Annotated in this window: 8 protein-coding genes; 1 reads left to right on the forward strand and 7 read right to left on the reverse strand. The window is 67.7% G+C overall.

What is annotated here, in order from left to right; translation table 11 throughout:
* Positions 1–53 precede the first annotated feature (53 nt).
* Complete coding sequence (locus FHS74_RS06120; protein ID WP_184798539.1) at positions 54–1,079, forward strand: P1 family peptidase; 1,026 nt, start codon at positions 54–56, stop codon at positions 1,077–1,079.
* An 11-nt stretch (positions 1,080–1,090) separates the two neighbouring features.
* Here FHS74_RS06120 and FHS74_RS06125 read toward each other — a convergent pair whose 3' ends face one another.
* The 7 genes from FHS74_RS06125 to FHS74_RS06155 all read right to left on the reverse strand — a co-directional run bounded on the left by FHS74_RS06125 (position 1,091) and on the right by FHS74_RS06155 (position 12,414).
* Entirely contained in the window at positions 1,091–2,707 is a 1,617-nt protein-coding gene (locus FHS74_RS06125; protein WP_184798541.1) for an ABC transporter ATP-binding protein, read from the reverse strand.
* A gap of 3 nt (positions 2,708–2,710) precedes the next feature.
* Positions 2,711–3,580 carry an ABC transporter permease gene (locus FHS74_RS06130; protein WP_246462946.1) on the reverse strand — a complete coding sequence of 290 codons (870 nt, stop codon included), beginning with the start codon at positions 3,578–3,580 and terminating at the stop codon, positions 2,711–2,713.
* Complete coding sequence (locus FHS74_RS06135; protein WP_184798543.1) at positions 3,577–6,144, reverse strand: ABC transporter substrate-binding protein; 2,568 nt, start codon at positions 6,142–6,144, stop codon at positions 3,577–3,579. The genes FHS74_RS06130 and FHS74_RS06135 overlap by 4 nt, the downstream gene beginning before the upstream one ends.
* A gap of 13 nt (positions 6,145–6,157) precedes the next feature.
* The gene (locus FHS74_RS06140; RefSeq protein ID WP_184798545.1) at positions 6,158–7,561 is read right to left on the reverse strand and encodes a tetratricopeptide repeat protein; all 1,404 of its coding nucleotides are present in this window, start codon (positions 7,559–7,561) and stop codon (positions 6,158–6,160) included.
* Positions 7,562–7,691: 130 nt separating this feature from the next.
* Positions 7,692–9,923: a TonB-dependent receptor gene (locus tag FHS74_RS06145; protein ID WP_184798547.1), complete on the reverse strand. Its 2,232-nt coding sequence runs from the start codon at positions 9,921–9,923 to the stop codon at positions 7,692–7,694.
* 318 nt (positions 9,924–10,241) lie between these two features.
* The gene (locus tag FHS74_RS06150; RefSeq protein ID WP_184798549.1) at positions 10,242–10,964 is read right to left on the reverse strand and encodes a response regulator transcription factor; all 723 of its coding nucleotides are present in this window, start codon (positions 10,962–10,964) and stop codon (positions 10,242–10,244) included.
* On the reverse strand, positions 10,957–12,414 hold the full coding sequence (locus FHS74_RS06155; RefSeq protein ID WP_184798550.1) for a sensor histidine kinase: 1,458 nt from the start codon (positions 12,412–12,414) through the stop codon (positions 10,957–10,959). Before FHS74_RS06155 ends, FHS74_RS06150 begins: the two co-directional genes overlap by 8 nt.
* Positions 12,415–12,624 lie beyond the last annotated feature (210 nt).

Consider the following 12,624-nt stretch of genomic DNA (forward strand, 5'->3'; position numbering starts at 1 on the left):
GCGGCCCGGACGGTCGCGGCGGCTGCACCGTCAAACTCCTGGAAAACCGTATCATGCCTGCCCCCGGACCCCGCAACGCCATCACCGACGTTCCCGGACTGACCGTTGGCCACGCCACGGATGAGCGGGCGCGCACCGGCGTCACCGTCCTGCTGTGTGGGCCGGTGGGGAACGCCACGGGCTGGGCTGGCGGCGTCGATGTGCGCGGCGGCGGCCCCGGCACGCGCGAGACGGAGGTGTTGGCGCCCGAAAACCTGGTGGGCCGGGCCCATGCCATCGTGCTGGCCGGCGGATCCGCTTTCGGGTTGGGGGCGGCCGACGGTGTGGCGGCGGCGCTGTCTCAGCAGGGCATGGGCTTGACGCTGTGGCCCGGAACCCCGGCCGTCCCCCTGGTCCCCGCCGCCGTGCTCTATGACTTGGCCAACGGCGGTGACAAGGACTGGGGCTTGCATCCGCCTTACCGTGATCTGGGGTTGCGGGCGGTCGAGGCCGCCGGCAGCGACGTGGACCAGGGCGCCGTGGGCGCCGGACGGGGCGCCATGGCTGGGCTGATCCCGGGGGGCGTGGGCACGGCCTCCATCGATCTGGGCGATGGCCTGATGGTCGGGGCCCTGGTCGCGGCCAATCCCTTGGGCTCGGTCTTCATGCCCGACGGGCGCACCTACTGGGCTTGGCCATTCGAGATCAACGGTGAATTTGGCGACCGCCGGCCAAGCGGGCCGGTGGATGTCAGCGACCCGGTGCCGGAGCTGTCGCGCCTGGGCGCGCGGCGCAGTCCCACGCCGGGCGCCAATACCACCATCGCCGTGGTCGCGGCGTCGGTCGATCTCACCACGGCGGAATGCACGCGGATGGCGATGATGGCGCAGGATGGCCTGGCCCGCGCCGTGCGCCCCGCCCATACCCCCTTCGATGGCGACACCGTGTTCGCCGTGGCCCAGGGGGCCGCGCTGTCGTCTGACAAGGGCAGCCGATGGGCGCAGGTGGCGCGCATCGGTTCCGCCGCCGCCGACTGCCTGGCCCGCGCCATCGCCCGCGCGGTCTATCATGCCGGGGATGGCCAGCCTCGAGCGCAGTAGTCCCGCAGCCATCAGGCGACCTGGGTGCCGGCCAGCGTCGGCGTCGCCGCCAATAGGCTGGTGGTATAGGGATGCCGGGGCCGGTTAAGCACCTCCAGCGTCGGTCCTTCCTCGACAACGCGGCCGCCCTGCATGACCAGCACCCGGTCGGTCAGGGCCCGCACCACCGCAAGATCGTGGGACACCACCAGGTAGGCCAGGCCCAGACGCTGTGACAGGTCGGCCAGCAGGTCCAGGATCTGCGCCCGGGTCAGCACGTCCAGGGCCGATGTCGCCTCATCGAACGCGATCAAATCGGGGGAAACCGCCAGGGCGCGGGCGATGGCGATGCGCTGGCGCTGGCCGCCGGAAAATTCGTGCGGGTGGCGGTCGGCATCCTCCGGCGCCAGGCCGACCTGGACCAGCAGATCCTCCATCCGCCGGCGCCGCTCCGCCGCCCCGGGCGGCGGGTCCAGCAGGGCCAGCGGCTCCGCCACCAGCCGCTCCACCCGCCAGCGGGGGTCGAAGCTGCCCACCGGGTCCTGGAACACCATCTGCACATGGCGCCGCAGCGGGCGGCGGGCGGCCTCCGTCGCGGCCGACCAGGGCTGACCCAACAGGCGCACCTCTCCCCCTTGTGGGGCGTCGGCCGCCAGCAGGGTGCGCAGCAGGGTGGACTTGCCGGAGCCCGACTCTCCCACGATGCCCACGCTCTCTCCCCGGTGGATGGCCAGGCTGGCCTGATCCACGGCGCGCAGATGGGTGGCCTTGCCCCACCAGCTGGCACGGGGCAGGGGGTAGTCGCGGACGATGCCCCGGGCGACGAGGAGGGGCGCGGCCAGTGAGGACGGCTGACCGGGTGGCGGGGGGGCCGGCTGGCGGCGCACCGGCTCCGTCGCGGCCAGGAGGCGGCGGGTATAGGGATGCTGGGGAGTGTTGAAGACCGTGGCGGGCGATCCCGCCTCCACCACCTCCCCTTGGTGCAGGACCACCACCTGGTCGGCCACGCCGGCCACCAGCGCCAAGTCGTGGCTGATCAGCAGCAGGCCCAGCCCGTCCCGCCGCACCAGATCGACCAGCAAATCCAGGATGCGGGCCTGGGTGGTGACATCCAGCGCCGTCGTCGGCTCATCGGCGATCAGCAGCTTTGGCCTGAGCGCCAGGGCGGCGGCGATGGCCACGCGCTGGCGCTGCCCCCCCGACAGCTCATGCGGGCGCCGGCTGCGCGGGAAGCGGTCGGCCGGCAGGCCCACGCGGGTCAGGATGGCGTCGGCGATGCGCGCCGCCTCCGCCCGGCTGGCCGCTGTGTGCACCCGCACCGTCTCCGCCACCTGGGCGCCGATGGACAGCACGGGGTTCAGGGCGGTCATCGGTTCCTGGAACACCAGGCCCACGTCACGGCCGCGCACCGCGTCCATCTCCCGGTCCGACAGGCTGGTCAGTTCCCGCCCCCCCAGGCGGATGCTGCCCCGGATGCGCGCGCCGGGGGGCGCCAGGCCCAGGACCGACAGGGCGGTCATGGACTTGCCGGAGCCTGAGGCCCCGACCAGGGCGACGATCCGTCCCGGCGCCACCGTCAGCGACAGGGACTTCAGGATGTCGCGTCCAGCCACCGTCAGGCTGAAGTCCTGGATGTCCAGCAGGGTCATGGCTCAGCGTCCCCGTCGGGCGAACAGGCCCCGCTTCAAATCCAAACGGGCGCGCAAGCCCTCGCCCAACAGGTTGAAGCCCAGCACGGCGGCCAAGACCGCGAGGCCAGGGAACAGCACCAGCCAGGGCGCCTGTCCCGCCAGCGTCTGGCTGTCCGCCAGCAGGCGGCCCCAGCTGGGACGGGGGGCCTGGGTGCCCAATCCCACGAAGGACAGGCCGGCATCGGCGATGATGCCCAGCGACAGCTGGATGGTGGCCTGCACCAGCAGCAGGCCGGCGATGTTGGGCAACACATGCTCGACGGAGATGCGGCCGCCGCCCTTGCCGGCCAGTCGGGCGGCCAGGGTGTAGTCTCGCGCCCAGACGCCCTGCGCCGCGGCGCGCGTCACCTTGGCGAAGACGGGGATGTTGAACAGGCCGATGGCGGCGATGGCGTCCACCGCGCCGGGGCCGCAGAGGGCGGCGATCAGCACGGCGGTGACCAGGGCGGGAAAGGCGAAGACGATATCGCTGGCGCGCATCGTGACCTCGTCCACCCAGCCCCGGCGGGCGGCGGCCAGGAGGCCCAGCGGCACGCCGGCGGCGAGGCCCACGCCCACGGCGGCCAGCGCCACGGCCAGGGCGCTTTGCGCCCCCGCCAGAACGTGGGAGAAGACGTCCCGTCCATAGGCGTCGGTGCCGAACCAATGGGCGGCTGAAGGTGCCGCCAGGCGGCCGGCGACATTGATGGCCGTGGGGTCGTAGGGTGTCCAGACGAGCGACAGCAGGGCGGCGCCCACCACCAGCCCGGTCAGCAGAAGACCGGCGGCCAAGGCCCGGGATCGGTGTTCCGCGCCATCCGGCGTCGCCTCCAGGGTGATCATCACGGTCATGGGCGGCGCCCCCCTTTCAGGCGCGGATCCACCGCGGCGTTGGCCAGGTCGACCAGGAAGGTGACGAAGACCACGGCCGCCACCAGGCCCACGGTCACGCCCTGCACCACGATCAGGTCGCGCTGGGCCACGGCCTGGAAGACCAGGCGGCCCAGGCCCGGCAGGAAGAAGACGTTTTCGATGATGATGCCCCCCGCCAACAGGAAGGAGAACTGCATGCCCAGGATGGTCAGCGCCGGCACCAGCGCGTTGGGCAGGGCGTGGCGCACCAGGGCCTGGACCTGGCTCAGGCCCTTGGCCCGGGCGGTGCGGATGTAATCCTGGCCCATCTGCTCCACCAGCTCACCGCGCAGCACCCGGGCCAGGATGCCGGCCTGGGGGGCGGCCAGGGCCACCGCCGGCAGCGTCAGGGCCTTCAGCGCGGGCAGCAGCCCGGCGTCCCAGCCGGGAAAGCCGCCGGCGGAAAACCAGTGCAGGGTGCCGGCGAAGACGATGGCCAGCACGGTGCCGGCCCAGAAGTTGGGAACGGCGATCAGCAGTTGCGCCACCCCGTTCAGCAGGGCGTCGATCCGGCCACCGCCCAGACCGGCCCGCGCGCGCACGGCACCCAAGGCCGCCAGCAGGCCCAGCGCCAGGGCCAGCCCGGTGGACAGCGCCACGGCGTAGAGGGTCAGCGGCAGGGTCACGGCCAACCGCTCCGCCATCAGGGCGCCCACGTCGACGCGGTAGGTGTAGCTGATGCCGAAATCGCCCCGGACCAGGCCGGCCAGCCAGGCCAGGTAGCGCTGCGGCGCCGGCAGGTCCAGGCCCATCTGGTGGCGCAAGGCGGCCAGGGCGGCGGGGTCGGCGCTCATGCCCATCATCACCCGCGCGGGGTCGCCGGGGATGACCTGCAGGGCCAGGAAAATGACCAGGCTGGCGGCCAGCACGGTCGCCAGCAGTGCCGTCAGGCGCCCGGCAACATAGCGCGGGCCGGCCTTGGCGGCGGCCAAGGCCACGGCGCCCAGCAGGGCCAGGCCCAGCGACCAGGCGAGCCAGCGGCCGGCGGACGTGGCGCCACGGGCCGCGGTTCCGGGCGCGGTGTCATCGAAGCGCGCCGTGGCCAGGTCCACCAGCTGCACCGGGGTGGGCAGCCAGATATCGCGCAATCGGGCGTCCCACACGCCGAAATAGGGGTATTCGAACAGGAAGACGTTGACGGCATCGTCGGCCAGCCGGTGCTGGATGTCGCCCAGCACGGCCAGCCGCTGATTTTCCTCCACCGTGGCGTCCAGCCGGGCCAGCAGCGCCTTGTAGGCTGGGCTGGAATAGCCGAAATAGTAATCGTCGCGGCCGTAGATGTCGTAGTCCATGGGCTCGACATGGGCGACGATGGTCATGTCATAGTCGTGCTGGCCATAAACCTGGGTGATCCAGGTGGCCCATTCCACGTCCTGCAACACCACCGTGACCCCGGCCTCCGCCAGCTGGGCGGCGATGATCTCGGCCGCGCGCTTGGCATAGGGCAGGGGCAACACCCGCAGGGTGGCGGTGAAGCCGTGGGGATATCCCGCCTCCGCCAGCAGGGCCTTGGCCTTGGCGATGTCATGCGGGTACAGGCCCGTCAGATCGACATAGCCGGGATTTTGCGGCGGATAGTGGCTGCCGATGGCGTTGCCATAGCCGAACATCGCGCCCTGGATGACGGCCTGGCGGTCCACGGCGTGGGACAGGGCCCGGCGCACCAGCACGTTGTCGAAGGGCGGGCGCTTGTTGTTCAGCGCCAGCAGGGTTTCGCCTTCCGAGGGGGCGATGTCGACGGTGAAGCGCGGGTCGGCCTTCAGGGCGGCGATGTTTTCCGGTGCCGGAAAGGCGGGGAAGCCCTGGATGTCACCGGCCTTCAGGGCGGCGGTGGCCGCCGCCGGGTCGGCGATGAAGCGATAGGTGACGCTGGCCAGATGCGGTGCCGGCCCCCAATAGGCCGGGTTGCGCGCCAGGGTGATGGCGCTGCCCCGCTGCCAGTCGGCCACGGTATAGGGGCCGGTGCCCACCGGATGGGTAAGGTTGCCGTCGGCGCTGGCGGGGGAGACCATGACGGCGGCGGGCCAGCCCAGCACTTGCAGCAGGCTGCCGTAAGGCGCCTTCAGGCGGACGGCCGCTGTCAGCGGATCAATGACATCCACATGGTCGATGTGCGACAGCGCCACCTTCTGCGGGTTGGTGCTGGCCGGGGCGAGGGCGCGCTCAAGCGAGAATTTGACCGTTTCGGCATCGAAAGGAGTCCCGTCCTGGAAGCGTACGCCGGCCCGCAGGTGGAAGACGTAGGTCAGGCCGTCCGCCGTCACCGTCCAGTCGGTGGCGAGCAGCGGTTGCACCGTGCCGCCCACGCCCAGATGCACCAGGCCCTCGAACACCGTGGGGAAGACCACGCGGGGAATGGCGTCGGAGGCCTCCGCGGTCGGGTCCAATCCGGTTGGTTCCAGTTGCATGCCCAGTGTCAGGCTGTCGCGGGCGAGGGCCACGGGGGCCACTGTCAGGACCGCCAGCACCATCACCGACCTGGCAAGGCGTGTGAGGAAGATCATCCAAGCCATTGAATCAGGCCGTGACCAAGGGGGTGTCATGGCGGTGAGCCTCGGCCGTGGCCTGGGCGCGCGCCGCCGCCTGTCGCGCCAGGCTGGGCAGGCCCAGGGCCTCGTAGACCCCACCCAAGGCACGGTTCACGGGCACGCCCACGGGATCGAACCCCCGCCGGGTTTCCAGTATCTGCTGCGCCGGTGTCCAGCGCCGGTCCTTGATGTAGGCATCCAGCACCACCTGTTCGAACAGGTCGCGCTGGGCGTGACTTCCGCCGACTTCCACCAGGCGGGGCAGAACGGGCCCCAGGCGCCGCACCGCCGTGCGCCACTCCCCCCGGTGATAGGCGACCAGCCCCTCGGCCGCCGGCACCGCCACGTCCGTCCAGGTCTCGCGGCTGTGGTCAGGGGCGCTGTCCGCGCGGGCGCGGATGGCGGACAGCAGGGTGTTCGCTTCCGCCCGCCCGGCGCGGGCCAGGCCCGCCAGATACAGCAGCGCCAGGAAGGGCTGGGCCGTGTCGGTGGCGCGGGCGGCCAGGTGATTGGCCAGGTCTTCCCAGCGGTCGCCTACCGCCACCCCGGCCAGTTCCAGGCGGGTCAGCAGCTGCACGGCGCCGATCTGGTCCTGCGAATAGCCCTTGTCGATCCCCCAAACATGGGTGTCGTAGACGGCCAGGGCCTCCGCCTCGCGTCCCTGGCTCAGCACGAACAGGGCATAGTGCCACCACAAATGGGTGGACATGAAGGAATTGAGGTCGGTCCAGCTGTCATGGACGCCGCGCAGGAATTTGGCGCCCTGGTCGATCTCCCCCCGGGTCAGCAGCACATGGGCCAGGGCGTGATGGGCCCAGGGTTCCTTGCGCTTCAGGGTGATGGCGCGGCGGGCCGCCGCCTCCGCCTCATCCAACAGGTGGCATTGTTCATAGCCGAAGGCCAGCATGCCGTGCAGGTAGGCGACGTCACCGGCCTTGGGCAGGGCTTTCAGGGCGATACGCACCATGTCCGGCGATTGGCCGCGGTTGAAGCTCAGGTACTGGTGGATTTTCACCGCCGCCAGGTCCCGGGGGAATTCGTCGGCGATCTGGTCGCCCAGGCGCAGGGCGGCGGGGATGTCGTCCCGCCACCAGGCGTCCAGCAGGGCGGCGTTCAGTTGTTCGCGCCGGGTGCCGTGCCGGGCGGCCACCAGCGCACGGGCCACATAGGGGGCCGCGCGCGCCGGGCCGTCGGTGGATTCCAGGAACATCCACAGCATGCCGGCATAGGTCTGCGCCAGGGGCAGGTCCACCGCCTCATCCGCCACCGCCAGCAGGTTGACGGCCCGCGTCTCATACGCCAGGAAGCCACCGACAAAGTCATCGATCAGGCTGGCGCCATGGTCGCCGTCCGCCGTGATGGGGTTGCCCAGGAAATCCTCGAACGCGCTCATGGCCGATGGCTCGCGACTGTTGCGGAAACACTGTCAGGCCGGTGACGGCGTCCCGGCAAGGGTTGCCGTCACAGGGTTGCTTCGCCCCCTCAATCGCCGGTCGGGGCGAGGGGGGGGGATGCGGGTGTTCTCAGTATAGATAGCCCAGGCGGATGCCCCAGGTCGCCGGCCGGCCGGGGATGGCGATGTCGGCGTTGGTGAAGAAGTTGCGGGTCAGATCATAGCGTTTGTCGAAGAGGTTCTGGCCATAGACCGTGGCCGTCCACGGACCCTGCTCCGGCTTCAGCGTGACCGAGGCGTTGGCCAGCCAGTAGCCACGGACGTTATAGGTGCTGCCCAGGCTGGAGCGCAGGTTGCCGCGATAGCTGTAGTCCGCCTCCGCCGTGAGGCTGTAGCCTGGCAGTTTCCAATCATAGCTGGCGCTGCCGTTATAGGTGATGCGGGGGAAGCCCAATTCCTGGCCCGAGAGATCGGAATAGACGGCGGTGCAGGGGTAGCAGGTGGCCAAGGACGCGGCGGTGTTGACCGCCTTGAACTCCTTGTACTCGCCATGCGACAGGCCCAGTCCCTGGGTGAACAGCAGGCCAGTATGGGCCGGGGCCCACTGCGCCTCCAGTTCCGCGCCGTAGATTTCAGACCGGGGGGCGTTCACGATCTTGCCGATGGCGCCGTAAACCTGGTCGATGACGACCGACTGCACCTGCTGGTTATGGTAGTCGTAATAATAGGCCGAGGCGTTCAGGCGCAGGGTGTGGTCCAGCAGGTCGGACTTCACGCCCGCCTCATAGGCCCACAGCACTTCCGGGGCGAAGGGCTTCAGGCCGCTTAGCGCCAGCGTGTTGTAGGCGGTGAAGCCGCCGGACTTCACCCCCCGGCTGATGTTGGCGTACAGCAGGACGGGGTCGCTGATCTTGTATTCAACACCCACCTTGCCGGTGGTTTGGGTGAAACCAGTCGGCACGCTGGCCGTGCCCACGCCCAGGCCGACATAGGGGATGGTGCTGGTGGTGAAATCGTACAGGGTACGATCCTCATGCTCCTCCCGCAGGCCCAGGGTGACTTTCAGCCGGTCGGTGGCGGCATAGTCCAGCTGGCCGAAGCCGGCGATGGATTCAGCGGTCTGGTGATACCGGGTGTTGGCGATGAAGCCGTAATTGTCCGTGAAGTCGGACAGGAAGGCCTCACGCAATGTCTCGTGCGCGTAATAGAGGCCGCCCACCCATTGCAGTTTTCCGGGTGCGGTTGAACTGAGGCGTACTTCCTGGGAGACGTCCTGGGCCCGGCTGTTGAAGTATTCGTCGGCGTCGTGATAGGCCGTGCCGTCCCAGTCGTTGAACTCCTTCCGGTTCAGGGCTTCCCACGCCGTGATGCTGGTCAGCTTGAAGTCCTCGAACCGGTGCTCGATGGTCAGGTCGGCGCCGCCGCTGCTGTTGTTGCGGAAGGGCTTGGACGATGGGTCGGCGCCGATCAGGCGCGCGAAGGCGGGCGACAGGCCCCAGCCGGTCTTGGACGGGTCGGTGTCGGCTTTCACCGTCAGCCCCGTGGCCTGGGCGATGGGGTTGAAGACATAGGCGCCGCTGCCGTCCGACAGATCGCGGCCGTAATGCAGGTTCAGCTTCACGTCCGTGTCCGGCGTGGCCGCCCAGTCGATCTTGGCGCGCACGGCGCTGCGGTTGGCATTGCCCAGATCCTGGCCGGTCACCCGGTTGGTCTGCCAGGCGCCGCCCTGCTGGGTTGTCGCCGACAGGCGCACCTTGACCGTGCCGCTGACGGGGCCGGAGACGAAGGCCTCGATCTTGCTGGCGTTGTAGCTGCCGTAATCGCCGGTGATGCCGGCCGATACGACGTCCGTGGGCTCCGCGGTCAGGATGTTGATGGCGCCTCCGGTGGTGTTGCGGCCGTACAGCACGCCCTGCGGTCCGCGCAGCACCTCCACCCGGTCCACGTCGTAGATCAGGCCCTGGGTCATGATGGGTAGGGGATAGGCCACCTCATCCACATAGATGCCGACCGTGGGCGTGTTGTTGGACGCGTAGTCGTTGAAGCCGACGCCGCGGATGCGGAACTGCGGCTGGCCGCCGCCGAAAGCGTTGATGACCTCCAGCCCCGGGGTCAGGTTCTGCAGGTCGTTGACCGAGTTCACGTGGTGCGCCGCCAGGTCCGCGCCCGACAGCACGGAAACGGACAGGCCCACGTCCTGAACCGATTGCTCTCGGCGCTGGGCGGTGACGATGATTTCCGGAATGCCGCCCTCGGCGGCATCCGCCGCCACCGCCCGGCCGGCGCCGGCCAGCGACACGCCACCAATGACACCCGCCAGGGCGGCGCCGATCACCTGCGTCCCGTTGAAACGTCGCTTCATTCTTCCTATTCCCCCTCATCGCTTTCGGCGCGGCCCTTGGGGCTCGTTGACCGGTGTAGTCCGATGCAGATTAAACAGATTTTATGTGTGTATTTATGTAGTAAACACACAAATATCAGTTAGCATGGGGCGTGACGTGCCGGTCAATCATGTAAATTGGTCGCCCGCGTGGATTGCCGGGATGCGTGGCGCATGGCTGTCATGCTGCGGCCGCTAACAGTTTATGGCACCGACCGCCGTGGTGGCGTTGGCGTCCTGGCGCGCGCATCACACCGGATCGTGGGCACCGGATCGTGGAGAAGGATGGCGCGAAACGCGTTAGGACGCCTGCGGTTCGTCCCCCGTGAGCGGCCGGAATATATAACCAACCCCGTATATGACGCTTACCGGCAGTTCTTGGCCGGCGGACTGGATCACCTTTCGCCTCAGCCGGCTGATGAGGCCGTCAAGGTTGCGCTCATTATATCGCATGGACGGGCGATCCAGCGCGGCGATGAGATCCGCCCGGGAGACCGCCGTCCCCCGGCTGCCCAGGAGTTTGGCCACGCAGGCGTACTCTGTGGCCGTCAATTGTGTCGTCGTTCCTTGCGGGCAGGATAAGTGCCACGTCGTTGCATCCAGCCGCCAATCACCGTCGGGCGCCTTGGGGGGGATGTCAGCGCGGGTGGTCTCAAGGCCGACGCGACGGAGCAGGCCGCGAATATTGGCCTCGATCTCCCGCAGGCTCGCATGTTTGACAAGATAGATGTCCGCCCCGCTCGCGAGGCCCTCCACCTTGTCGTCCACGCTGCTCAGGCCGGTCAGCATGATGATGCCGCAGGCCAATCCATGGCGTTGGCGCACTTCCCTGGCGAAGTCAAAGCCATGGCAATCCGGCAGGCCGACGTCGAGGACGATGACGGCGGGCAGCGCATCCGCCAGCGCCTGCCAAGCGGCCGCCACCGTACCCACGCCGGTCGCCTTGAAGTCTTTCAATACCAAGTAATCGACAAGGTCGTTGCGCGGCCCTTCCGCATCCTCGACGACCAGAACGCTATGCATGGTGCCTCTCCTGCCCGCGATCCGGGCCCTGCCAACGGGGGGAACGCAAGGGCAGCACCACCGTGGCGGCGGTGCCCGTCCCGTTTGGTCCATCGGCATGTGTGATCGACCCGCCCATTTCCGCCAGAAAGCGCCGGACGATGAACAAGCCCAACCCATTGCCGGATTGATGGTTGGCGTTCGATGCGCGGTAAAAGCGACGTCCAATGGACTGTCGTTCCATTTCGGGAATGCCAATACCTTGATCGATGATCCGAATGGTCACGTCCACGACGGTTTCATTGGTCTCAATAGTGACGAACGTGCCGTCGGGGGAGTATTTCAGAGCATTTTCGATCAGATTACGCAACACCCCGATCAGCATTCCCGGGTCTGTCATGAACAGGATCGGGTTATCCGGCGCGACGATATTCACCCGTCGCTCGGCGTTCAGGTGGCCAAGCCCCTGAAGCACGGTTTGGATGGCTTCCATCAAGTCGATGGGCTGGGGGTGGGCCGTCATGTGCGCCTCGCGCTCGCTGGCCATGATGCGGTCCACCAAGCCGGTCACGCGGCTGACGCCATCCCGTATCGCGCCCAGGCGGCGGCGCCCCACCTCGGGCAGGCCATCGGGCACGACCTGCAACATTTCCGCCGCGCGGTCGATGCCGGCCAATGGTGTCCTGATCTCATGGACCACGACGTCAAGCAACTGCCGGTGCTCGGCGTGGATCTGGCGCTCCGCTGCCAGGGTCGCCGCCAACTGCTGCTCCAGGTGGCGCCGATTGTCAATTTCGTGTGCCAGTTCCCGGTTGCGTTGCGTCACGTTACTCTGCAGCCGCGCCCCCAGCATGATCAGGAAGCAAATGAACCACAGGTGATGGGCGACCCCCGTTTCCACAACGGTCCATGGATAGAACATGGTGGAATCGACCGTTCCTCTCCACCACTGAAACACGCGATGCACTGACCAAGCGTCCTGGATTCCCACGTGCAGGACCGATGCTGGTAGTAGCGTCCACCGTAGCCAGGAACATTCGTCCCGGGCCCGCCATAATGCCGGCAGCACCGAGGAGAAGGCGATGGTGGTGGTCAGGGCCGAACATAATGAACGCGAGGCGCCTGACTCAGGGCTCAAGTAAAGTGTCAGTGGCCAGTAGAGCACTGGGAAAGTGATGCAAAAGGGCAGTAGCCATTTGTGGGGCTGCCGTCCCAAGAATATCATGACGCCGTTCAGGCATAGGCCAAGTGAGGTAAAAATCAAGATATTGGGCGCGTAGCCCGTCATGCCTTTGAAAAGGCCGGGACCTGGATCGTACGAAAGCCCCAGAACGGCCGCGCATGCGCCAAGTATAAAACTTAGCGCGATCGTGGGTACGCCAGCCAAATGTCGATAAGAATTCCATATCAGAGCTGAGGCGGCTCCGTTTAGAATTGTTACAATAAAAATTAGAGAAAGAAGGTCTGACATCTGTTTTCGTCTTTAGCAGTCATTTTGATTATACGGCAAAGATTTCCATGATTTGTGTTCATTGCGACGTTTTGGCGGTTGATTCGAGATTTTTCCCTCTGGAATCAACCGATTGGGTAATTTTTGAAAGGCGCTCAAATCTGTGGTTGGCGAAGTCATAATTTATCACAATTCGGAGTTCGCGCCTATGGGCCGTGAGGTCGCATTAGC

The sequence above is a fragment of the Nitrospirillum iridis genome, from assembly GCF_014205765.1.
Classification (GTDB): domain Bacteria; phylum Pseudomonadota; class Alphaproteobacteria; order Azospirillales; family Azospirillaceae; genus Nitrospirillum; species Nitrospirillum iridis.